Source organism: Herminiimonas sp., assembly GCF_030655415.1.
On record NZ_JAURVN010000015.1, the window covers coordinates 356,298 to 378,598 of the forward strand.

The following is a 22,301-nucleotide window of genomic DNA, read 5'->3' on the forward strand; positions in this document are numbered from 1 at the left end:
CAGCTCAGTTCGACTTGAAAATCAGTGACTTCAATTTTTGCAATTTTGGATACACGATAGGTACCGTAAGCATCGTGCTAGCCACCGCCATCAGTAACAATGCGGTAAATGTTTCATTGGTGATGATCTGCTTATCCAGCAGAATATTAGCGAAGATGATCATGATCAGCGCTTTGGTCTGCAACAACCATCCGATAATCGAAGCTTCACCTTTTTCCCACTTAAGAATTTTACCGGCGGCATGAATGCCCGCCAGCTTGCCGAATACGGAGGCAATCAGCAATACTGCCGCCGCCGCAAATACCGCGATCCCACCGACATCCCAGTTTGTTCTCAAGCCTGTGCTCAGAAAGAATACCGGCATAATGGTCAGCAGCACGTGATGTCGCAACAGGTCCATCTTCTCCTGATTAAACCAGTGCGCGTCCATCACTGCGCCAGCGAGGAAGGCGCCAACCATGAAGTGCAAGCCAGCCCAATCAGCCGCAAAACTGCAGACCGCTAACCAGATCAAGCTTACATACCAGCGGTCACTTTCTTCCAGCTTGACCATGAGCCGGCGAAACAGGAATGTAGCCACTGCAAATGCCAGCAAAAATCCGACCTGCCTGCCGACGCGTGTCCAGTCTAGCAAGATGATTGCGAGGACGCCCCATATCGCGATGTCGTCCAAGCTGGCGTAACGCAAGATGCGTTGGCCGATCGGCTGCCGCAAAATATTGAGTTTTTCCATCAGCAAAATAAGAATCGGCAATGCTGTTACCGCGCATGCCATGCCTACGCCCAACACAAATTGCCAGGTCATTGCTTTGGGACCGATCCAACCGCTGTACATCAGCATGCCCGCAGCAGCGATGCAGCCGAAGAACAAGGGACTACCTAATGCCAAGCCAGCTGTAATACAGCTTTCGCGTCGATGCTCCCAAGCCTTTTTCAAATCAAGCTCGATACCGGCAATCATGACAAACAACATGACCGCCCACCAGGCAATGCCGTTCAGCGATTGAATAACCGGTGGCGTAAATACGAATTTGTAATAGTCAGGGAAAACTGCGCCGAGGATGCCGGGCCCGAGCAAAATGCCGGCAATGATTTGCACCACGACGAGAGGCGCGTAGTAATCGGTTTTGAAAATGCGCCAGATCAGGTACGGCACACTGAAAATCAGCAGCATCGCGATCAGGAAAATTTCAGTAGTGGTCATTGCATGCATATAAGTCTGCCTTAGTGGGTAGATAGTCCGTTGCAACCGCGCTAACAGTCAAAACCCAGCGAGTGTAAATAACTTCCCTAGTCTAGCCAAGCCTATTCGCTTGCGACCGAATTAGGGCTGTCGCAAATTGCAGACGCGATGCGAGCAGGCAAGAAAAAACCCTCTGCAACTTTCGTTACAGAGGGTTTTTATTTGGTGCCGACTGCCGGTTTCGAACTGGCCACCTGATGATTACAAATCAACTGCTCTACCAAATGAGCTAAGTCGGCGAAACTTTTTCGCAGCGCGTATTCTACGCTATTTAATCCGAGTTAGTGTAGGTCTTCCACCTTTTTTTGGTGGATCAGGCTCATCGTCCGATTCAACCGCCACATTTTTTTCATTTGGCTTGGGTGCGGTAGGCACCGAAGTCAATGCAGGCCCTGATGAAGACTGGATAGGCTGGGCTGAAGAATCTTCAGCTTGCTCGTCCGCGCCCTCTGCATCGTCTGACTTGACAGTCGCCTCGAACGCCATGCCCTGCCCGTTTTCGCGTGCATAGATGGCAACAACATTATCGACAGGAACCGAAATGTCGCGAGAGACGCCGCCAAAACGCGCACTGAAACGAACCAGATCGTTGTCCATCTTCAAGCCACTCGTGGCGCTGAAGCTGATGTTGAGGACGATCTCGCCGTTCTTGACGAATTCCATAGGCACGCGTGTGCCCGCGTCGACTACCGCGGCCATGTACGGTGTATAGCCGTTGTCCGTGCACCATTCGTAAATGGCACGTAACAGATAAGGTTTGGTAGAAGTTTCAGACATGATGCCTATCGATGCGATGCAGGTAAAAAGTGTGCCATGAAATGTAGACAATGTCGTTGAATGAAGTACAAGATAGAAATCAGGCTTTCACTCAACGACCTTGATGCATGGCGCAAATTTTAACGACGCATGACCTTTTCAGATGGGGTCAACGCTTCGATGTAAGCAGGACGCGAGAAGATGCGTTCTGCGTACTTCATCAACGGTGCAGCAGTTTTCGACAATTCGATACCGTAGTGATCCAAACGCCACAGCAATGGAGCGATCGCGACATCCAGCATCGAGAATTCATCGCCCAGCATGTATTTGTTTTTCAGGAACAATGGTGCCAGCGTGGTCAGGCGATCGCGGATTTCATTGCGTGCTTTTTCCTGCGCTTTTTCACCGCTGCGGCCTTTGTCGTTTTCCAACACGTGGACGTGGATGAACAATTCTTTTTCAAAATTGAACAACATCAAACGAGCACGAGCACGCATCAATGGGTCAGCCGGCATCAATTGTGGATGCGGGAAACGCTCATCGATGTATTCATTGATGATATTGGATTCGTACAAAATCAAATCGCGCTCAACCAGAATCGGCACTTGGCCGTACGGGTTCATTGTCGAGATGTCTTCTGGTTTGTTAAACAGATCCACATCGCGTACTTCAAAGTCCATGCCTTTTTCAAACAGGACCAGGCGGCAGCGTTGCGAAAATGGGCAAGTGGTGCCCGAATAGAGAACCATCATTTTTATAGTTCCTTAGAAACAAAGGGGTGAGACGCAGGCGGCTCACCCCAAAACAAATGCCCGCAGAGTACGGGCAACAAATTACTTGATATCTTTCCAGTAGGAAGCGTTCAAGCGCCAGGTGATTACGATAAATACACCCAGGAACATCAATACCCAAGCGCCTAGGCGTTTGCGGGTATTTTGAGCAGGCTCAGCCATCCAGGTCATGAATGACACCAGATCAGCAACGGATTTATCGTATTCAAGTGCAGTCAGCGTGCCAGGAGTAATTTGCTCAAAACCAGCAAATTTATGGATCACCTTGCTCGCATCATGCGGATCTTTTTCGTCGACGAACTTGGCTGCACGTGTACCTTGCAACTCCCACAATACGTGCGGCATTGCCACGTTAGGGTAAGTCAGGTTATTCCAGCCAGTCGCGCGCGTATCGTCTTTATAGTAGGTACGCAGATAGGTATAGAGCCAATCCGGTCCCGAACCTGCGCTGGATGCTTTGGCACGGGCGATCACCGATAAATCCGGTGGCGCTGCGCCAAACCATTCCTTCGCATCTTTCGCCGTCATCGCAATCGTCATCATGCTGCCGACCTTGTCGGACGTGAACAGCAAATTGGTCTTGATTTGTTCTTCGGTCAGACCCAAGTCTTGCAACTTGTTGTAGCGCAAAGAGGATGCCGAATGACAGTTCAAGCAATAGTTAACAAAGAGCTTGGCGCCGTTCTGCAAAGCCGCGAGGTCTTTGGTGTGGTCTGGCGCTTTATCCAGTGGGAAGCCACCTTCCGCGGCCAATGCCAAGCCTGGTAAAAGTACTAGCGTCGCAATCAGTTTTTTCATCAAGTTCATGATTCTATTATCCCTTTGCGGCTTAGTGCGGATGGAAAACGACGCGATCCGGCACAGGCTTGAACGTTCCCATCGAACTCCACCATGGCATCAGCAGGAAGAAGCCGAAGTAGATGAAGGTACCAATCTGCGAAACCGCAGTACCGATAGGTGTAGGCGCTTGCACACCAAGATAACCGAGGACGACGAACATAATGCCGAAAACGATATAAATGTATTTGTGCCAGCTTGGGCGATAGCGTATCGATTTAACCGGCGACACATCAAACCATGGCAGACCGAACATGATCATGACCGATACGCCCATCAACACCACGCCCCAGAATTTTGCATCGGTAACAAACATCGCTACGATGACAAGCAGACCGATTACCGCAGCGGCAGCTTTGAACTTGGTCGCCAAACGCGTTTTCAAAATGATCAGCGCGACGTATGCGGCGACACCTGCAGCCAGCCACACCATGAAGTCTGAAGTAACCGCACGCAGAATCGAATAGAAAGGCGTGAAGTACCAGACCGGAGCAATATGCGGCGGCGTTTTCAGCGGGTCAGCTGGAACGAAGTTGTTGTACTCGAGGAAGTAACCACCCATTTCCGGCGCGAAGAACACCACACTGGTGAACACGAACAGGAAAATCGTCACGATGAAAATATCGTGCACCGAGTAGTAAGGATGGAAAGGAATGCCGTCGCGCGGAACGCCTTTTTCATCCAATGTTTCCTTGATTTCAACGCCATCCGGATTGTTCGAACCTACTTCGTGCAAGGCAACGATGTGCGCCACAACCAGGCCGATCAACACTAATGGAATCGCGATCACGTGGAACGCGAAGAAGCGGTTCAAGGTTGCATCGGAAACGACATAGTCACCACGAATCCACAGCGACAGATCAGGGCCGATGAAAGGAATCGCGCCGAACAAGTTAACAATAACCTGCGCACCCCAATACGACATTTGGCCCCAAGGCAGCAAGTAACCGAAGAACGCTTCAGCCATCAGGCACAAGAAAATACCGACGCCGAACAACCAGACCAATTCACGTGGCTTGCGATACGAGCCGTACAACAGGCCGCGCAACATATGAATATAGACCACCACGAAAAACGCTGAAGCACCAGTCGAATGCATGTAGCGCACCAACCAGCCCCAAGGCACATCACGCATGATGTATTCAACCGAAGCGAATGCCAGAGCGGCGTCCGGTTTGTAATGCATCACGAGGAAAATACCGGTAACGATTTGAATCACCAGCACCAACAATGCCAGCGAACCGAATACGTACAGGAAGTTGAAGTTTTTCGGCGCGTAGTACTCGGACAGATGCGCTTTATAAGTAGACGACAGCGGGAAACGCGCGTCGACCCAGTTCAATGCTTTTTCTGCAATAGGTGCGTCGGCAGGAAGTTGTTTTTCGTGGAAAGCCATGATTACGCCTCGCCTTTCTCGTCTTTACCGATGACCAGTTTGGAATCACCCACAAACATGTGACGTGGTACTTCGAGATTGTCGGGCGCAGGTTTGTTTTTGAATACACGACCAGCCAGATCGAAGGTCGATCCGTGGCATGGGCACAAGAAGCCGCCATGCCAATCATCTGGCAGCGAAGGCTGTGCGCCGGTCTGGAAGCGGGTTACAGGCGAGCAGCCGAGATGAGTACAGATACCAACCGCAACCAGGATTTCTGGCTTGATGGAGCGATATTCATTGCGAGCATATTCCGGTGTCAATTCATCCGGCTTGCGTTCCGAGTTCGGATCGGCCACTTCACCGTCAACCTGTTTGATACCTGCCAGCATTTCGGGCGAACGTTTCAAGATCCAGACTGGCTTACCGCGCCATTCCACGGTCTTGAGTTCGCCTGGTACCAGAGAACTGATGTCAACTTCGACAGGTGCACCGGCAGCTTTCGCACGTTCCGAAGGCTGAAATGTAGATACTAAAACGCCTGTTGTAGCCAACCCAGCCACACCGCCTGCTGCGCACGTGGCGACGAGCAAGCCACGTCGACCGGAATCGACCTGCTTTTCGTTACTCATACCAACCCCAATCGTCAAAATGCGAAATCTGTACGAAACTTCTAGCAACCTTTGATTATATCGAAGGCAACGTCCGTTTTGAAGAGAATCGCTGTCTCAAAGCCCATTTTGCTGAACTTTTATAATAATTCTGTTGTTGTATCTACTTATTTGCGACGCATTATCCATCGAATTTGCCTGAAATAGCGGAAATTTAATTTGACGTTTAAGCCCCCTAAATCTAGGATACGCTGGCGCATTGCACTTTTACAAACATGTTAAACGGAGAATTGCCATGGGCATGATGCAGGAATTTAAAGCTTTTGCAATAAAAGGAAACGTTGTTGATTTGGCAGTTGCGGTCATTATCGGCGGAGCATTCGGCAAAATTGTCGATTCGGCGGTTAAGGACATCATCATGCCTATCGTCGGCAAAATTTTCGGCGGACTCGATTTCGCCAATTATTATTTACCATTGAATAATCAAGATCCAAGCCTGCCGTTGGTAGAGGCGCAGAAGCTTGGCGCTGTTTTCGCATACGGTAACTTCATCACGATTTCGATCAACTTCCTTATTTTGGCATTCATCATTTTTCAGATGGTACGCATTCTGAATAAATTGAAAAAAGATGAGCCTGTAGTGGAAGCTGCAACACCAGAAGATATTGTGTTGCTGCGCGAAATTCGCGACTCACTGAAAAAATAAATAAAAAGCCGCCAGATTTGGCGGCTTTTTATTTGATACCTCTACATCAAGCATCACGCTTGGATTTAAGCTGATCCATCTGCAGCAAACCACGACGATTGGCTTCATACACGGCTTCGCCGCGCGAATGCACAGACAGCTTGTCGTAAATATTTTTAATATGCGTCTGCACGGTGCCGACTGACAAGGTCAGCTGTTTGGCGACATCACCGTAACTATCGCCACATGCGATCAAATCAAGAATAGCCGCTTCACGCTTGGTCAAAAATACTTGCGGACCGGTTTCCTTATCGACTTGCTCAGACGCCGCATCGGTCACTTTTTTATCATCGCGCATGCGTGACAAAAGCTTGCGGGCAATCGTTGGACTAATAGGCGAACCGCCGGTATGCAGTTCCAGCAAAGAACGTCCGATATCAAGTTGACCCGCATCTTTTAAAACATATCCGGATGCGCCGGCTTCTATGCTGTCGACTACGCTGTCTTGATCGCTGGAGGTGGTGATAACCATGATGTTGCAGTCGGGATAGCGCTCGGCGCAAAAACGTATGATGTCTATCCCCGAGCCGTCTGGCAAACCCAGATCAACCAGCAAGACATCTGGCTGTTGTTGCAGTAACCAGCTCAATGCTGACTTCACACTATCGAGTGCGTCCAGCAATTTGAATGCAGGTTCTTTTTCTATCCCTAAACACAATGCGCGCCGTGTTACCGCGTCGTCTTCAACAACTAAAACTGTGATGGGCTTAGACGGCGTATCCGTTATCGGTTGCGACATGATTATCGGTATCCCTGTCTCTGGCACGCATACGATGCGCGCTCTGTCTATTTTCGAATTGGTAGTTATACCATAGCAATTTATAGATTTGTCATACGTACCGTGTTGAAACGAATCAATGCGCGAATTAATAAACACATCTATATACACGTCAATAAATCACACTGGATTATCAATGTCGATAAAGTGATGGGCGATGCCGAATTGTGCAGCCAGATGTTCGCCCAAAGCCTGCACGCCATAACGCTCGGTGGCGTGATGCCCGCATGCAAGATAAGCGACGCCACTCTCACGCGCCAAATGTACTGTTGGTTCGGAAATTTCACCGCTTAAATATACGTTGGCACCAGCGGCAATCGCATCGCCCAACAAACTTTGCGCAGCGCCCGTGCACCAGGCAATCTTGCCTAGCTTTTGTGCGGGATCGCCAATCACCAGCGGCCTGCGGCCTAATTGGCGTTCGACTTGCTGCGCCAAATCCGCTACCGATGTAATCGAGGCATCGTTCATTGCGCCCAACCAGCCCAGATCATCTTCACCAAAACGGGATTCAGCTTGCAAGCCCAGGCGTCGCGCGAGCTGTGCATTGTTGCCAAACTCTGCATGCATATCGAGCGGCAAATGATAGGCGAATAAATTGACGTCATTTGCCAGCAACAATTTCAAACGCTTGTGTTTTTGTCCGATCACGCGGGCATCTTCGCCGCGCCAGAAATAACCGTGATGCACCAGAATTGCATCGGCACCGTTTTCAATCGCTGCCTCAAGCAAAGCCTGACTCGCAGTCACGCCACTCACCAGTTTTTTAATTTCTTTACGACCTTCAACCTGCAAGCCGTTTGGGCAAAAATCTCGAAAACGAGTAATATCAAGCGTTCTCGCCAGATATTTGGCAAGATCATCTCTATCTATCATTTTCTGACTCATTTTCCCTACCTTTATGCGACGTCTCTGGCTGTTGTTTGCGCAAACCGTAACTGTCGGTTTAGCAATTTTGTTTATTGTAACGACCTTGAAGCCCGAGTGGGCAGGTGGCGTATTAGGCGGCGGGCAAAAAATCCGCAGCGCGACATCGGTGCCGATGCTGGAGGCGCCGCCAAATGCCGCAGCAACGCAAGGCTCATTTCGCGATGCTGCCAAAATAGCGATGCCGTCGGTAGTTAACATTTTCACCAGCAAAACTGCCGCGCCTTCGCAAAATCCATTCATGGACGATCCGTTTTTCCGGAAGTTTTTCGGTGATCGTTTTGATGATCAACAAGAAAAACAAGTCAGCCTCGGCTCAGGCGTGATCGTCAGTGCACAAGGTTACATCCTCACCAACAATCACGTGGTTGAAGCGGCGGATGAAATCGAAGTTGCGCTGGCTGACGGCCGCAAAGCAATTGCCAAAGTGGTTGGCGCCGATCCAGAAACTGATCTGGCCGTCGTCAAAATCGATCTGGATAATCTACCTGCCATCACGCTTGGTCATGTAGAAGATGCGCGCGTCGGCGATGCAGTACTGGCAATCGGCAATCCATTCGGCGTGGGCCAAACGGTCACGATGGGTATTATTTCTGCCCTGGGCCGCAATCATCTGGGCATTCTGGATGCGTTTGAAAACTTCATTCAAACCGACGCGGCGATCAATCCGGGCAACTCTGGCGGTGCATTGATCGATGCCAACGGCAATCTGCTCGGCATCAACACCGCAATCTATTCACGTAGTGGAGGCTCGCTAGGCATAGGCTTCGCGATCCCAGTCACCACCGTCAAATCGGTGATGGATGCAATCATCAAGAACGGTCAGGTAGTCCGCGGGTATATCGGCGTCGAGCCGCAAGACATCACACCTGAACTGGCAGAAAGCTTTGGCCTGAAGAAAACCAATGGCGCCATTATTGCCGGCGTATTGAAAGGCGGCCCAGCAGATAAAGCGGGGATGCAGCCGGGAGATATTCTGGTTTCCGTGGAAGACAAAGCGGTAACGGATATGGCGGATATGCTGAACCAAATCGCGCAACTTTCGCCAGGCAAAAAAGCCAAAATGGTCGTGTTGCGCAGGAATCAGGAAACTACGCTAAACATCACAATTGGTATGCGTCCGAAAGCGCCGCCACGCACCGCTGAATAATATCCAAAAAGATAGACGCACTTAATCAGACACACCTTTATGCATATTCGCGACCTCACACAATTCCTGGCCGAGTTATCGGAAAACAATAATCGCGCATGGTTTGTCATGAACAAACCACGCTACGATATTTTGCGCGCTGAATTTTTGGAGTTGGTAACTGGCTTGATCGCGGACATTAGCAAGTTTGATCCAGCAGTTGCAGGCTGCAATCCAAAGAAAGCCTTGTTCCGCATCAATCGCGATATGCGTTTTTCGAAAGAGAAGATTCCGTACAAGACGCACTTCTCTGCAGCGATCAATGCCAGCGGCTTGAAGAAGCCCAGTCAAGGCGGCGGCCCGACTTATTACTTCCACATTGATCAAACTGGAACATTGCTGATTGCAGGTGGCGAATGGATGCCGCCAGCTGAGCGCTTGCGCGCGATACGTGAATACGTCATCGCCGATGCAACGGGATTTTCAAAGCTATTGAAAAACAAGAAGTTGAAAGAGACTTACGGCGATTTGCAGCAGGAAGGGAAATTGACGCGCCCACCAAAAGGTTTTGACGCCGATGTGCCGCATCTTGAATACATCAAGTTGAAAAGCTTCATCGTATGGAAAGAAGTCGACATCAAGAAAGTGACGGACCTGGAAAAGACCTTGGCATCCGAATTCAAGGATGCCTATCCGCTGATTACCTGGCTGCGCCAGGCTTAGTGATTCAGGTCGATTCGGATTCTTTAGGCGCCTGCGTGATCTTCACGAACAGCGGCGCCAACAGCAAACCTACTTCGTACAAAATACACAAAGGAACGGCCAGCAATAACTGGCTCATCACGTCCGGCGGCGTCACCACCGCTGCGATCACAAATGCACCGACAATCACGTAAGGACGTATCTGTTTGAGTTTCTCCACAGAGACCAGTCCCATGCGCACCAGCACGATCACAATCACCGGCACTTCAAACGTCAGGCCGAAGGCGATGAACATCGTCATCACAAAGCCGAAGTAGCTATCGATATCCGGCGCGACAGAAATCGACTTAGGTGCAAAGTTATTGATGAAATGAAAAATGACGCCGAACACAAAGAAATAACAGAAGGCAACGCCGATCATGAACAAGGCTGACGACGATATCACCAGCGGGGCGATCAACTTCTTTTCGTGCGTATACAAACCTGGCGCAACGAAAGCCCATAGCTGATACAGCACCCACGGCAACGAGATAATAAAGGCCACCAGCATCGTGACCTTGACCGGGATCAGGAATGGTGTGATCACGCCGGTCGCGATCATCTTGCTACCTTCGGGCAATGCCAACATCATCGGACGCGCGAGGAAGTCGTAAATGTCGCCGGCCCAAGGCATCAGGCAAAGAAAAATCACAATCACGACGATAGACGCCTTCATCAAGCGACTGCGCAACTCGACTAAATGTGAAATGAATGAATCTTCGTTACCTAGCATGTCTTTATCTTCATTCAGTGTGCTGCAGCGTTGCAAGCACCGGAGAGAATAATTAATTATTCAAATTAAACGGCTGCGCAAACATATTTGCTGCGACCGTTTATTTTTATCGGTGCATCAATTGAAAAAAGGCGTGGACTTGCGCGCACTCGCCGGACGAAATTTTGCCATGCGTGCCGCACCAGAAATGACGCGCGATTTTTGTCCGCTTTGACGTTTGTACCAGGAAGGCACTGCAGAAGTCGCAGCCAGTTTTTTCTTGCGAAAATTTTTCGATTTGTCTGATGACTGATCGTAGGTCGGCGGCTCCATCAAAGGATTGATGTCGGTATCCGAACCTTCCCACGCAGAATGCAAACCACTGTCTGCTGCGGATATATTTTTCGTAATACTGCGCTCAACATCGCTGGCCGCATCCTGCACATCCTTGTGCATCTTGCGCAGCTCATCCAGCTCCATCTCGCGACTTACTTCGGATTTGACGTCATTGATATAGCGTTGCGCACGACCAAACAAAGTGCCGGCCATGCGCGCTACTTTAGGCAATTTTTCCGGCCCGATGAACACCAGTGCCGCAACACCAATGATCGCAAGTTTGGAGAAGGCAATATCGATCATAGGATGGACGATAGGCTAAATGATTTGTGAGCAGCGTCATGGCGATAGCCGTTACGCAACGCACAAGACATCAGCTGTTCGACTTCTCTTTCACTTCAACATCAACAGTACCTTTGTCTACAACTTGTGTAGGCGCAGCGTTCTGGGCAGTAGGTTTTTCATCTTCACCTTTCATGCCATCCTTGAATCCTTTGACTGCTTTGCCGACGTCGGTACCCATGCTGCCGATTTTTTTGGTGCCGAAAACCAGTGCAACAATAACCAGTACGATCAACCAGTGCCAGATACTAAATGAACCCATTATTTTCTCCTCAAAGGACGCTGTCGTCCGGAATTCAGAATCGTTCGTTAAGCCAGTGAGCGCTGCCACGGACGCGGACCGCCTATCACATGCATATGCAGATGGTACACCTCTTGCCCACCATCAGGCCCGGTATTGAATAGTGTTTTAAAACCACCTTGCGGCGCACCGTTCGCATCCACGCTGTAACCGCAACCAAGCTCTTTTGCCAACTTGGGAGCAAGCAAGGATATTTTACCCAACAAAGCGGCATCGCTTTCATTGCAATCTGCCAAAGTTGCCAGATGTTTTTTTGGAATGATCAGGAAGTGAATAGGCGCAGCCGGATTGATGTCGTTGAATGCGAGCACATCGTCGTCTTCGTAAATAATTTGCGCAGGAATTTGTTTGGCGGCAATTTTACAAAAAATACAATTATCCAAATGAATCTCCGTGGGGGCTATGATCAAATCAGGCGCAAGTAAATGCAACGCATGTCAGTCGGCTTTGCGACTGGCCTTTTCGGCTATACCGGAAATGCCTTCGCGGCGCGCCAGTTCGTTGAGTACATCTTGTGGCTTCAGATCAAATTGCGCGAGCAACACTGCGGTGTGAAACCAGAGGTCGGCACATTCATACAGCACATGCGATTTATCGCCATCAACACGCGCATCTTTTGCTGCCATGACCAACTCTGTCGCTTCTTCGCCGATTTTTTTTAAAATCGCGTCGTCGCCTTTGACGAACAGTTTGGCCACATACGATTTTTCCGGGTCACCACCATTCGCTGGTTTGCGCGACTCTAGTACATCGGACAAACGTTTCAGTGTTTCACTCATGACGAGTTTGCCTTGTTTTATTTTTAAACTTATTTTTAAATTTTATTTGTAAAACGTCTTCGGGTCTTTCAGCACCGGCTCTACCGTTTGCCATTCGCCCTCTTTTACATCGCCTTCAAATTTCTGGAAGAAGCACGAGTGACGTCCGGTGTGGCAAGCAATCTCACCGACCTGCTCCACTTTTAGCAAGACCACATCTTCGTCGCAATCGAGGCGCACTTCATGCACTTTTTGTGTGTGACCGGATTCCTCACCCTTGTGCCACAACTTCTTGCGCGAGCGGCTCCAGTAAATTGCTTCGCCGGAGGTGATGGTTTTTTCCAATGCTTCGCGATTCATCCACGCAAACATCAATACATCGTTAGTACCAACTTCTTGTGCGATGACCGGCACTAGGCCGTGCTCATCCCACTTCACTTTATTCAACCATTTTGCGCTGCCGCTCATACCAACCTCATCGCAATACCTTGTTCGGCCATGAAGCGCTTGGCTTCCTGCACTGTGTGCTGACCGTAATGAAAAATACTCGCTGCCAATACAGCATCGGCACGACCTATTTTTACACCGTCTGCCAAATCCTGCAGACCACCGACGCCGCCCGATGCGATCACCGGAATACTGATCGCATCCGATACCGAACGCGTCAAGTCAAGATCAAAACCAATCTTGGTGCCGTCTCTGTCCATGCTGGTCAGCAGGATTTCACCCGCGCCCAGGCTTTCCATTTTCTTGGCCCATTCGATCGCATCCAGACCGGTTGCCTTGCGGCCGCCATGTGTAAAAACTTCCCAACGGCCATCCGATGCTTTCTTCGCATCGATGGCGACGACTATGCATTGCGAACCATACTTTTGCGACGCGTCGAATACCAGTTGTGGATTGCTGATCGCTGAACTGTTAATACCAACTTTGTCTGCGCCGGCATTCAACAAACGCCGCACATCGTCGACGGCGCGCACGCCACCACCAACCGTCAATGGAATAAATACCTTCGATGCGACAGCTTCGATAATGTCGAGTATCAGGTCGCGGCCATCCGAGGTCGCGGTGATGTCGAGAAAAGTAATTTCGTCCGCGCCCTGATCATCGTAACGTTTGGCGATTTCTACCGGATCACCGGCGTCGCGCAATTCCAGAAAATTGACACCCTTGACGACGCGACCAGCAGTCACATCCAGACAAGGGATGATGCGTTTTGCCAATGTCATTCGTCTGCTTCCGGTTCGAAACCGCTCAATTCGTCTGCCCTGTCCTGCGCTGAGCGCAGATCCAATGTGCCTTCGTAAATCGAACGGCCACAGATCACGCCTTCAATGCCTTCGTCCTGCACTGCACACAAGGATTCAACGTCCTTGATATTGTGCACGCCGCCGGATGCGATCACCGGAATTGTCATGCTTTGCGCCAGCTTGACCGTCGCTTCGATGTTTACGCCGCCCATCATGCCGTCGCGGCCGATGTCGGTGTAGATGATCGATTCGCAACCGTAATCTTCAAATTTTTTCGCCAGGTCGATCACTTCGTGACCGGACAATTTGCTCCAGCCGTCAGTTGCGACTTTGCCGTCCTTGGCATCGAGGCCGACAATGATCTGGCCCGGGAAAGCGCTGCATGCATCGTGCAAAAAGCCAGGATTCTTGACCGCAGCGGTGCCGATGATGATGTAGCTCAAACCATCGTCGAGGTAACGTTCTATCGTATCCAAATCACGGATCCCACCGCCGAGCTGAACCGGGATTTCTTCAATCCCGTTTTTCTCTGCGTATTCGCGGACTGCTTGCAGAATGGCTTTGACTGCGGGCTCATTCTTAGGCTTGCCGGCGAACGCGCCGTTCAAATCAACCAGATGCAGGCGACGTGCACCTTGCTCCAGCCAGTGGCGCGCCATATCGGCTGGGTCTTCGGAGAATACGGTAGCTTGTTCCATATCGCCTTGTTTCAGGCGAACGCAGTGACCGTCTTTGAGATCGATGGCAGGTATGAGCAGCATGGATGCGTTGAGTTTAAAAAGTTAGTTAGAGAAATGAAGCTTGCCGATGAGTGCTTAAGGCTTCCAGTGAACAAAGTTTTTATACAGTTGCAAACCGGCGCTTGCGCTTTTTTCCGGATGGAATTGCGTTGCAAAAATATTGTCGCGAGCAATCGCACTACAAAACGGTGCGCCATATGGCGTTTCACCAACGATGTGCGCACGATCTGTAGGGACTGCGTAATAACTATGCACGAAATAAAAATAGCTGTCATCGGCAATCCCGTTCCACAAAGGATGGGACAAGGATTGATGCACGCGGTTCCAACCCATTTGCGGGACTTTGAAGCGCGAGCCGTCTTCCTGCAGGCGATCTTCGAAACGGAACTTGATGACCTTGCCGGGGAATAGACCCAAGCCTGGCGTATCGCCTTCTTCGCTCCAGTCGAACATCAATTGTTCGCCTACGCAGACGCCGAATAATGGTTTATTGGCAGCCGCTTCCAGCACCGCCTCTTTCAAACCGGATTCCTGCAGCGAACGCATGCAATCCGGGATTGCGCCTTGCCCTGGCAACACAATGCGGTCAGCAGAACGGATATCGGCAACCTCGCCAGAAATACGTACATCTGCTTCCGGCGCGACTTGGCGCAGGGCCTGCGCCACTGAACGCAAATTGCCCATTCCGTAATCCACTACAACTATTTTGTTCATACCGATGATTCAGATTTCAGTGAATTGAAACATTCTTGTTCGCAAACAACAGCTTACAGGCTGCCTTTGGTCGATGGAATCGTGCCAGCGGAACGCGGATCCAGCTCTGCAGCCATGCGCAATGCGCGGCCGAATGCCTTGAATACGGTTTCACACTGATGATGCGCGTTTACGCCGCGCAGATTATCAATGTGCACGGTCGCCAACGCGTGGTTTACGAAGCCATGAAAGAATTCGCTGGTCAGATCGACGTCGAATGCACCGATCATCGAGCGCGTAAATGGCACGTTGAATTCCAAGCCTGGACGACCGGAGAAATCGATAACGACGCGTGACAGCGCTTCATCCAGCGGTACATAGGCATGGCCGTAGCGACGGATGCCTTTTTTATCGCCTAGCGCTTTGGCAAAAGCCTGGCCGAGCGTGATGCCGACGTCTTCCACCGTGTGATGCGCATCGATATGCAAATCGCCTTTGGCTTCAATATCCAGATCGATCAGACCGTGACGTGCAATTTGATCCAGCATGTGATCGAGGAAAGGCACGCCGGTGTTCAGATTTTGTTTACCTGTACCGTCGAGATTGATCGCAACGCGGATTTGCGTTTCGTTGGTATTACGGGTGATTTCTGCGGTGCGTGGCGTAGACATATTCGATTGACCGTTACGATGAGAATGAGGTTTTAAAACCGTCGAGGTGTAGATATTTCCTGATGTTGCTAGGCCAAACCGAAAGCGTTTTCTGACAATACATGCATTTTACCCATATTTTCAGCAAGCACTTTGCGTTCCAGCGACTGAATCTGCCTATCTCCGCATTTTTTACATTTGCGAGTGGTAATGCGGATGCAAAAACAGCGTTAAACGACTCGTGGCTCTTCTTCAGAGCAACTAATGAATCCGATAAGAAGCTTGTCAGATCTCTTCTGGGACAGATTTTCCTTGATCGTCGAGGATGACCACCGCTTCGTCATCTTTTACATCAAGCGCTGCCAGCCGTTTTGCTATCAAATCGCAATATTCGGTATTCAGTTCGAAACCAACAAAATGGCGGCCGCAGCGTTTGGCCGCCACCGCCGTGGTTCCGCTGCCCATGAAAGGATCCAGTACCACGCCGTCTGGCGGACACGATGCTTTCAACATGCGCTCGATAATTTCCAGCGGCTTTTGGGTTGGATGATCGGCGCGTTCTTTATGCTCTTTATGCAGACGCGAAACGCTCCACACATCTTTCGGGTTGTAACCCAGTTCCAGCCATTTTGCGCCAACGAAAATCGAACGCGAACGGGCTTTCTTGGTTACCGCGTCGTAGGGAATGCGTATCGCGTCGAGGTCGAAGTAATAATCCTTGGCTTTGGCAAAGAATCCGACTGTGTCGTGCACCGATGAAAATCGGCGTGTACTGCCGCCCATCGATGGCACGCGTCTGTCCCAGATAATTTCATTGACCATCGTCATGCGCTTCTTCAGCATGACAAATACTTCCGGCGAATAGCGCCACGTCAGGAAAATATACAGGCTGCCGTTGGGCTTAAGCTTGGGCAATGCTGCATCGACCCATTGCTCCATCCATAACAGATAAGCATCGGCATCGAGCTTATCTGAATCGTTACCGTAATCCTTGCCCAAACCGTAAGGCGGATCCGCGATGATCAAATCGATAGCGCCATCGGGAATACGCGCCAGGCCTGCCAGCGCATCTTCGCAAAAAATGCGATCGCGCCATTCCGTCATTGCGGGGCCTGGAAGCACGTCATTTTTTCAGCCGATATTCAGCTGAACGAGCGTGTGCCTGCAAACCTTCACCGTAGGCAAGTTCTGCTGCGACTTTGCCTAAAGTCTGTGCCCCGCCTTCACTTACTTGCAACATACTGGAACGCTTTTGAAAATCATAAACGCCGAGAGGGGATGAGAAACGCGCAGTGCGCGAAGTAGGCAACACGTGATTTGGACCCGCGCAATAATCGCCTAAAGATTCGGACGAAAAACGACCAAGGAACATCGCGCCTGCGTGACGAATCTTGTCTGCCCAATGTTGTGGATTTTCTGTAGAAATTTCCAGATGTTCAGCAGCAATCGAATTCGCGATCTCGCACGCTTCATCCATATCGCGTACTTTGATCATCGCACCGCGATTGGTCAGCGAAGTCGCGATCACATCCTTGCGCGGCATCCCGGCCAATTGGCGATTGATACTATCTGCAACGGCCTCGATGTAAGCAGCATCAGGGCAAATCAAAATCGATTGCGCCAATTCATCGTGCTCGGCTTGCGAAAAAAGATCCATCGCGATCCAATCAGGATCCGTGGTGCCATCGCAGATCACCAAAATTTCCGATGGACCTGCAATCATGTCGATACCGACTGTGCCAAACACGCGACGTTTAGCGGCTGCCACATATGCGTTGCCAGGACCGACGATTTTATCGACTTGCGGAATCGTTGCGGTGCCGTACGCGAGTGCGCCTACGGCCTGCGCGCCACCAATCGTGAACACGCGATCAACGCCCGACATCGCAGCGGCGGCCAACACCAATTCATTCTTCACCCCATTCGGCGTCGGCACTACCATGATGACTTCTTGCACGCCTGCCACTTTGGCGGGAATCGCATTCATCAATACCGATGATGGATACGCAGCTTTACCACCAGGAACGTAAATGCCGACGCGATCCAGCGGCGTAACTTTTTGTCCCAATACTGTGCCGTCCGCCTCGGTATAACTAAAACCGTTAGAACCGATTTCAGCCTTTTGACGTTCGTGATACGCACGCACGCGATCTGCTGCGGTTTGTAACGCAGCGCGACGGACTGGCGACAGGTTATTCAGCGCAGCTTGCAATTCGTCTTGTGAAATTTCCAGCGCGCTCATATCCGCAGCGGCTACATGATCGAACTGCTGTGTATATCGCAATACCGCTGCATCACCTTCGCGCTTTACATGATCCAGAATCAGCATGACGCCGCGATCTATCGCTTCGTCTTCGCTCGCCTCGAATGCCAACACATCGGCGAGTTGCGCCTTGAAGTTAGGATGAGTGGAATCAAATTTTCGGATTTGTATGGACATCATTGTTCTCTATCTAGTCATGTAGAAATGAAGTTGCTGGTTCATTATTTCAAGACTGGCGTTTCGACGCCTTTTCAAATGCTTCAAGTATGGGCTGCAAACGTTCACGCTTCAATTTCAATGCGGCCTGATTCACGACCAGGCGCGATGAAATTTCCATGATGTGCTCGACTTCAACCAGATGATTCGCGCGCAAGGTGCTGCCAGTGCTGACCAGATCGACGATCGCGTCAGCAAGACCAACCAGCGGGCCGAGCTCCATCGAGCCGTACAGTTTAATCAAATCAACGTGCACACCTTTAGCGGCGAAATGTTCCCGCGCAGTCTGTACATATTTAGTCACGACGCGCAAACGTGCGCCTTGACGCACTGCACTGGCGTAATCAAAGCCGTCTTCCACCGCGACTGACATACGGCATTTTGCGATATTCAAATCGATGGGCTGATACAAACCTTCGCCGCCGTGCTCAAGCAAGACATCCTTGCCTGCCACGCCGAAGTCGGCAGCACCGTATTGCACGTAAGTCGGCACGTCGGATGCCCGCACGATAATCACGCGCACATTTGCGTCGTTGGTTTGCAAAATCAATTTGCGCGAAGTTTCTGGATCTTCGGTGACCTTGATGCCGGCAGCTTCCAGCAGCGGCAAGGTTTCTTCAAAGATGCGGCCCTTCGACAAAGCCAGCGTCAGTTGCTGCGGATTATTTTGTGCATCCACTTTTAAATCTGATTGCGTCATTATTTCACTCGCTGAATATGTGCACCGACTGCGGACAGTTTGACTTCCATGCGATCGTAACCGCGATCCAGATGATAAATCCTGTCGATCAAGGTTTCGCCTTCGGCTGCCAATGCAGCAATCACCAGCGAAGCGGAGGCACGCAAATCAGTCGCCATCACAGGCGCACCCACCAATTTTTCGACGCCATTCACAATCGCTGTATGGCCTTCAATCGTAATCGATGCGCCCAGACGATTCATTTCCTGCACATGCATGAAGCGATTTTCGAAAATCGTTTCGATCACGCGGCTGCTACCTTCGGCGATACAGTTCATCGCCATGAATTGCGCCTGCATGTCGGTCGGAAAACCCGGGTATTCGGTGGTACGGAAACTCACTGCTTTAGGACGCGACGACATTTGCACGCGTATCCAATCATCCGCCGAAGTCAAAATTGCACCCGCTTCACGCAACTTGTCGAATGCCACATCCAGCGTATCGGTGCGCGCCTTGCGCAAGGTAACGTCGCCACCAACCGCGGCCACCGCACACAGGAAAGTCGCGGTTTCGATCCGATCAGGAATCACTGCATGCGATGCGCCGTGCAAACGTTCTACACCTTGAATCACTAAGCGATCGGTACCGATGCCGGCAATTTGTGCGCCCATCGCCACCAGCAGATTCGCAAGATCAGTGACTTCTGGTTCGCGTGCAGCGTTTTCCAAAATCGTTTCGCCATCTGCCAGCACAGCCGCCATCAACAGATTCTCAGTACCAGTGACGGTAATCATGTCGGTGACGATACGTGCGCCTTTCAGACGCTTTGCTTTTGCATGAATGTAGCCAGCTTCGATCGTGATCTCTGCGCCCATCGCCTGCAAACCTTTGATGTGCTGATCGACAGGACGCGAACCAATCGCGCAACCGCCAGGCAAAGATACTTTAGCTTCGCCGAAACGTGTCAGCAATGGACCGAGCACCAAGATAGATGCGCGCATGGTTTTCACCATTTCGTACGGTGCTTCCAGCTTGTCGATGCCGCTGCCATTCAAGGTGACGTTCTCGCCATCTTGCTCGATCTGCAAACCCATTTGGCGCAGCAACTTCAACATCGTCGCCACGTCTTGCAGCAAAGGTACATTGCTGAGCTGAACAGAGTCAGCAGTCAACAGGCCTGCGCACAAAATAGGCAAAGCAGCGTTCTTCGCACCGGAGATGTCGATGTCGCCGGAAAGACGATGACCGCCTTGAATTAAAAGCTTATCCATTTAAAGCTTGTCCATTAATGAGTTGGTTTAAGTAATGCATGCAAACTCTGCAAGCGTATTACTTTTGGAATTCTTCCGGCGTCATTGTCTTCATCGACAAGGCGTGGATTTCTTCACGCATGCGATCGCCGAGCGCGGCGTAGACCAATTGATGACGCTGGATCAAACGCTTGCCGGCAAATGCATTCGATACGATTACCGCTTCGAAATGCGCGCCGTCGCCACTTACTTCTACGTGCGTGCAATCCATGCCTGCAGCGATATAACTTTTAACTAATTCTGGTGTGGGCAACATGATTTTGCCTTTTAATATTGAATGATAAGTGAATAAATAAAAGCGTCACGCGAACGATCAATGACGCAGCTTGTAACCATTTTTCAGCAACTGAACTGCCAAACCTGAAAGCAGCAACAGAAAGAACGCAACAGCCAGACAGCTGATTAAAGGATCAACGTCTGATTGACCGAAGAAGCCATAACGGAAGCCATCGATCATGTAAAAGAATGGATTGAGGTGCGACACGGTTTGCCAAAACGGCGGCAAGGAATGTACCGAATAAAAAACGCCAGACAAGAAAGTCGCCGGCATGATCAAGAAGTTCTGGAACGCTGCCAGCTGATCAAATTTTTCTGCCCAAATGCCAGCGATCAAACCCATGGTACCCAGCATGCTCGCGCCGAGAATACCGAAGATCAAAATCCACCACGGCGCCGCGAACGACATATCCGCAAACCATGCAGTGACGAGGAACACACCGCTGCCGACCACCACACCGCGTACCACCGCAGCCAATACGTAAGCACCGAACAATTCCCAGTGCGACAAAGGCGTCAGCAACACGAACACCAGATTGCCGGTGATCTTGGATTGAATCAGCGATGATGACGAATTGGCAAACGCGTTTTGCAACACGCTCATCATCACCAAGCCAGGCACCAAAAAGGCTGTGTATTTCACGCCGGGATAAACCTGCACATGATCTTCCAGCACGTGACCAAAAATCAGCAGGTACAACACAGCAGTCAAAATCGGTGCGGCAACAGTTTGCGTCGCCACTTTCCAGAAGCGCAGCATCTCTTTATAGAACAGCGTTTGGAAGCCGGTCATTTTTCACCTTCCATGATCTGAATAAATACATCTTCCAGATCGGCTTGCTGCAATTGCATATCTTCTATGACGGCACCGGACAAACGCAGCTTGGCGAGTATCGGCTCGACGTCTTTGTATTCGCTAACGCGCAAAGTATATTTATTGCCCAGCACCAGTTCTTCAGGATGCGAAACCAAATCCTTCAGCTCATCCGGCAAAGATCCTGATGCGAGTTGCACCACAAGTTGCGAGCCGGAGATGCGTTTGATCAGCGCAGAGGTTGAATCAAGCGCGACCACTTGGCCGGCTTTCAACATCGCAACGCGATTGCACAAGGCTTGTGCTTCTTCCAGATAATGCGTGGTCAGTACAACGGTGTGCCCTTCGCGATTCAGACGCGAAATGAACTTCCACAAGGTCTGGCGCAACTCGACATCGACACCAGCCGTCGGCTCATCCAGCACGATCACAGGTGGCTTGTGCACCAGCGCTTGCGCGACCAACACGCGACGCTTCATGCCACCAGACAAAGCGCGCATATTCGCATCGGCCTTGTTGGTCAGATCAAGGTGATGCATGACCTCGTCTATCCACGGATCGTTATTCTTCAAGCCGTAATAACCGGACTGCATGCGCAGGGTTTCACGAACCGTGAAGAAAGGATCGAATACCAATTCTTGCGGTACGACTCCGAGCAACTTGCGCGCTTGGCGATAGTCGGTCACGACATCGTGACCGTGCACTTCTACCGTGCCGGAATCTGCGCGATTCAAGCCGGCAATGATGGAGATCAAGGTGGTTTTGCCCGCGCCGTTAGGGCCGAGCAAGCCGAAAAATTCACCTTCTTCGATAGAAAGTGAAATGCCATTCACCGCTTTCAGCGCGCGATAGCTTTTTTCGACATTGTTTATTTGAATTGCAGCCATGGTGGCTAATCGCACTTTACGGAAAATGAAACGCTGATACCGCTGTTCGTTGCGCAAACACGCTGACCGAACGGCGAAACCCTTGATTATATTGGATTTTCGCTACACGCCGCCGTTTTAGGGCACTTATACAGCGAGTGG

At 50.6% G+C, this 22,301-nt stretch carries 28 protein-coding genes and 1 tRNA gene; 3 read left to right on the top strand and 26 right to left on the bottom strand.

Going from position 1 to position 22,301, the window contains the following annotated elements; genetic code table 11:
• Window positions 1–4: 4 nt before the first annotated feature.
• The 7 genes from Q7T66_RS13620 to petA form a co-directional block, all read right to left on the bottom strand.
• Window positions 5–1,204: a cation:proton antiporter gene (locus Q7T66_RS13620; RefSeq protein ID WP_370691651.1), complete on the bottom strand. Its 1,200-nt coding sequence runs from the start codon at window positions 1,202–1,204 to the stop codon at window positions 5–7.
• Between the two features lie 202 nt (window positions 1,205–1,406).
• A tRNA-Thr gene (locus tag Q7T66_RS13615) sits at window positions 1,407–1,482 on the bottom strand.
• Between the two features lie 28 nt (window positions 1,483–1,510).
• Window positions 1,511–2,020: a ClpXP protease specificity-enhancing factor gene (locus Q7T66_RS13610; protein WP_304933868.1), complete on the bottom strand. Its 510-nt coding sequence runs from the start codon at window positions 2,018–2,020 to the stop codon at window positions 1,511–1,513.
• 119 nt (window positions 2,021–2,139) lie between these two features.
• The gene (locus Q7T66_RS13605) at window positions 2,140–2,751 is read right to left on the bottom strand and encodes a glutathione S-transferase N-terminal domain-containing protein (protein ID WP_011872413.1); all 612 of its coding nucleotides are present in this window, start codon (window positions 2,749–2,751) and stop codon (window positions 2,140–2,142) included.
• Between the two features lie 81 nt (window positions 2,752–2,832).
• Window positions 2,833–3,597, bottom strand: a complete 765-nt coding sequence (locus Q7T66_RS13600) for a cytochrome c1 (RefSeq protein ID WP_304933867.1) — start codon at window positions 3,595–3,597, stop codon at window positions 2,833–2,835.
• 22 nt (window positions 3,598–3,619) lie between these two features.
• Window positions 3,620–5,026 (bottom strand): cytochrome bc complex cytochrome b subunit, encoded by a 1,407-nt coding sequence (locus tag Q7T66_RS13595; protein ID WP_304933990.1) that lies wholly within the window; start codon window positions 5,024–5,026, stop codon window positions 3,620–3,622.
• The gene (gene petA, locus Q7T66_RS13590) at window positions 5,026–5,634 is read right to left on the bottom strand and encodes a ubiquinol-cytochrome c reductase iron-sulfur subunit (protein ID WP_304933866.1); all 609 of its coding nucleotides are present in this window, start codon (window positions 5,632–5,634) and stop codon (window positions 5,026–5,028) included. The genes Q7T66_RS13595 and petA overlap by 1 nt, the downstream gene beginning before the upstream one ends.
• A gap of 274 nt (window positions 5,635–5,908) precedes the next feature.
• On the opposite strand from petA, the gene mscL reads away from it, so the two are divergent.
• A complete protein-coding gene (mscL, locus tag Q7T66_RS13585) occupies window positions 5,909–6,319 on the top strand; it encodes a large conductance mechanosensitive channel protein MscL (protein WP_304933865.1) in 411 nt (136 codons plus the stop codon).
• Window positions 6,320–6,365: 46 nt separating this feature from the next.
• Here the strand turns inward: mscL and Q7T66_RS13580 are convergent, their stop codons facing one another.
• Window positions 6,366–7,097 carry a response regulator transcription factor gene (locus tag Q7T66_RS13580; RefSeq protein WP_304933864.1) on the bottom strand — a complete coding sequence of 244 codons (732 nt, stop codon included), beginning with the start codon at window positions 7,095–7,097 and terminating at the stop codon, window positions 6,366–6,368.
• 159 nt (window positions 7,098–7,256) lie between these two features.
• Window positions 7,257–8,024, bottom strand: a complete 768-nt coding sequence (locus Q7T66_RS13575) for a Nif3-like dinuclear metal center hexameric protein (protein ID WP_304933863.1) — start codon at window positions 8,022–8,024, stop codon at window positions 7,257–7,259.
• A gap of 13 nt (window positions 8,025–8,037) precedes the next feature.
• On the opposite strand from Q7T66_RS13575, the gene Q7T66_RS13570 reads away from it, so the two are divergent.
• Window positions 8,038–9,213, top strand: coding sequence for a Do family serine endopeptidase (locus Q7T66_RS13570; RefSeq protein ID WP_304933862.1), 1,176 nt, complete (start codon window positions 8,038–8,040; stop codon window positions 9,211–9,213).
• A gap of 39 nt (window positions 9,214–9,252) precedes the next feature.
• Window positions 9,253–9,915 (top strand): DUF2461 domain-containing protein, encoded by a 663-nt coding sequence (locus Q7T66_RS13565; protein WP_304933861.1) that lies wholly within the window; start codon window positions 9,253–9,255, stop codon window positions 9,913–9,915.
• Between the two features lie 4 nt (window positions 9,916–9,919).
• Here Q7T66_RS13565 and tatC read toward each other — a convergent pair whose 3' ends face one another.
• The 17 genes from tatC to Q7T66_RS13480 form a co-directional block, all read right to left on the bottom strand.
• Window positions 9,920–10,666: a twin-arginine translocase subunit TatC gene (tatC, locus tag Q7T66_RS13560; protein ID WP_304933860.1), complete on the bottom strand. Its 747-nt coding sequence runs from the start codon at window positions 10,664–10,666 to the stop codon at window positions 9,920–9,922.
• A gap of 117 nt (window positions 10,667–10,783) precedes the next feature.
• The gene (gene tatB / locus Q7T66_RS13555) at window positions 10,784–11,284 is read right to left on the bottom strand and encodes a Sec-independent protein translocase protein TatB (protein ID WP_304933859.1); all 501 of its coding nucleotides are present in this window, start codon (window positions 11,282–11,284) and stop codon (window positions 10,784–10,786) included.
• Between the two features lie 70 nt (window positions 11,285–11,354).
• Window positions 11,355–11,585, bottom strand: coding sequence for a Sec-independent protein translocase subunit TatA (gene tatA, locus Q7T66_RS13550; RefSeq protein WP_304933858.1), 231 nt, complete (start codon window positions 11,583–11,585; stop codon window positions 11,355–11,357).
• A 47-nt stretch (window positions 11,586–11,632) separates the two neighbouring features.
• The gene (locus Q7T66_RS13545; protein WP_304933857.1) at window positions 11,633–12,007 is read right to left on the bottom strand and encodes a histidine triad nucleotide-binding protein; all 375 of its coding nucleotides are present in this window, start codon (window positions 12,005–12,007) and stop codon (window positions 11,633–11,635) included.
• 54 nt (window positions 12,008–12,061) lie between these two features.
• Complete coding sequence (locus tag Q7T66_RS13540) at window positions 12,062–12,403, bottom strand: phosphoribosyl-ATP diphosphatase (RefSeq protein WP_304933856.1); 342 nt, start codon at window positions 12,401–12,403, stop codon at window positions 12,062–12,064.
• A gap of 42 nt (window positions 12,404–12,445) precedes the next feature.
• Entirely contained in the window at window positions 12,446–12,850 is a 405-nt protein-coding gene (gene hisI, locus Q7T66_RS13535; protein ID WP_304933855.1) for a phosphoribosyl-AMP cyclohydrolase, read from the bottom strand.
• Complete coding sequence (hisF, locus tag Q7T66_RS13530; protein WP_304933854.1) at window positions 12,847–13,611, bottom strand: imidazole glycerol phosphate synthase subunit HisF; 765 nt, start codon at window positions 13,609–13,611, stop codon at window positions 12,847–12,849. The genes hisI and hisF overlap by 4 nt, the downstream gene beginning before the upstream one ends.
• The gene (hisA, locus tag Q7T66_RS13525; protein WP_304933853.1) at window positions 13,608–14,393 is read right to left on the bottom strand and encodes a 1-(5-phosphoribosyl)-5-[(5-phosphoribosylamino)methylideneamino]imidazole-4-carboxamide isomerase; all 786 of its coding nucleotides are present in this window, start codon (window positions 14,391–14,393) and stop codon (window positions 13,608–13,610) included. The genes hisF and hisA overlap by 4 nt, the downstream gene beginning before the upstream one ends.
• Before the next feature lie 54 nt (window positions 14,394–14,447).
• Complete coding sequence (gene hisH / locus Q7T66_RS13520; RefSeq protein WP_304933852.1) at window positions 14,448–15,086, bottom strand: imidazole glycerol phosphate synthase subunit HisH; 639 nt, start codon at window positions 15,084–15,086, stop codon at window positions 14,448–14,450.
• 53 nt (window positions 15,087–15,139) lie between these two features.
• Entirely contained in the window at window positions 15,140–15,736 is a 597-nt protein-coding gene (gene hisB, locus Q7T66_RS13515; protein ID WP_304933851.1) for an imidazoleglycerol-phosphate dehydratase HisB, read from the bottom strand.
• 264 nt (window positions 15,737–16,000) lie between these two features.
• The gene (locus Q7T66_RS13510) at window positions 16,001–16,819 is read right to left on the bottom strand and encodes a site-specific DNA-methyltransferase (RefSeq protein ID WP_304933850.1); all 819 of its coding nucleotides are present in this window, start codon (window positions 16,817–16,819) and stop codon (window positions 16,001–16,003) included.
• 19 nt (window positions 16,820–16,838) lie between these two features.
• Window positions 16,839–18,155, bottom strand: coding sequence for a histidinol dehydrogenase (hisD, locus tag Q7T66_RS13505; RefSeq protein WP_304933849.1), 1,317 nt, complete (start codon window positions 18,153–18,155; stop codon window positions 16,839–16,841).
• 49 nt (window positions 18,156–18,204) lie between these two features.
• Window positions 18,205–18,894, bottom strand: a complete 690-nt coding sequence (hisG, locus tag Q7T66_RS13500) for an ATP phosphoribosyltransferase (RefSeq protein WP_304933848.1) — start codon at window positions 18,892–18,894, stop codon at window positions 18,205–18,207.
• Window positions 18,894–20,144, bottom strand: a complete 1,251-nt coding sequence (gene murA / locus Q7T66_RS13495) for a UDP-N-acetylglucosamine 1-carboxyvinyltransferase (protein WP_304933847.1) — start codon at window positions 20,142–20,144, stop codon at window positions 18,894–18,896. Before murA ends, hisG begins: the two co-directional genes overlap by 1 nt.
• 58 nt (window positions 20,145–20,202) lie before the next feature.
• Window positions 20,203–20,439 (bottom strand): BolA family protein, encoded by a 237-nt coding sequence (locus Q7T66_RS13490; protein WP_304933846.1) that lies wholly within the window; start codon window positions 20,437–20,439, stop codon window positions 20,203–20,205.
• Window positions 20,440–20,496: 57 nt separating this feature from the next.
• Window positions 20,497–21,252: an ABC transporter permease gene (locus Q7T66_RS13485; RefSeq protein WP_112990669.1), complete on the bottom strand. Its 756-nt coding sequence runs from the start codon at window positions 21,250–21,252 to the stop codon at window positions 20,497–20,499.
• Window positions 21,249–22,160 carry an ABC transporter ATP-binding protein gene (locus tag Q7T66_RS13480; RefSeq protein WP_304933845.1) on the bottom strand — a complete coding sequence of 304 codons (912 nt, stop codon included), beginning with the start codon at window positions 22,158–22,160 and terminating at the stop codon, window positions 21,249–21,251. Before Q7T66_RS13480 ends, Q7T66_RS13485 begins: the two co-directional genes overlap by 4 nt.
• Window positions 22,161–22,301 lie beyond the last annotated feature (141 nt).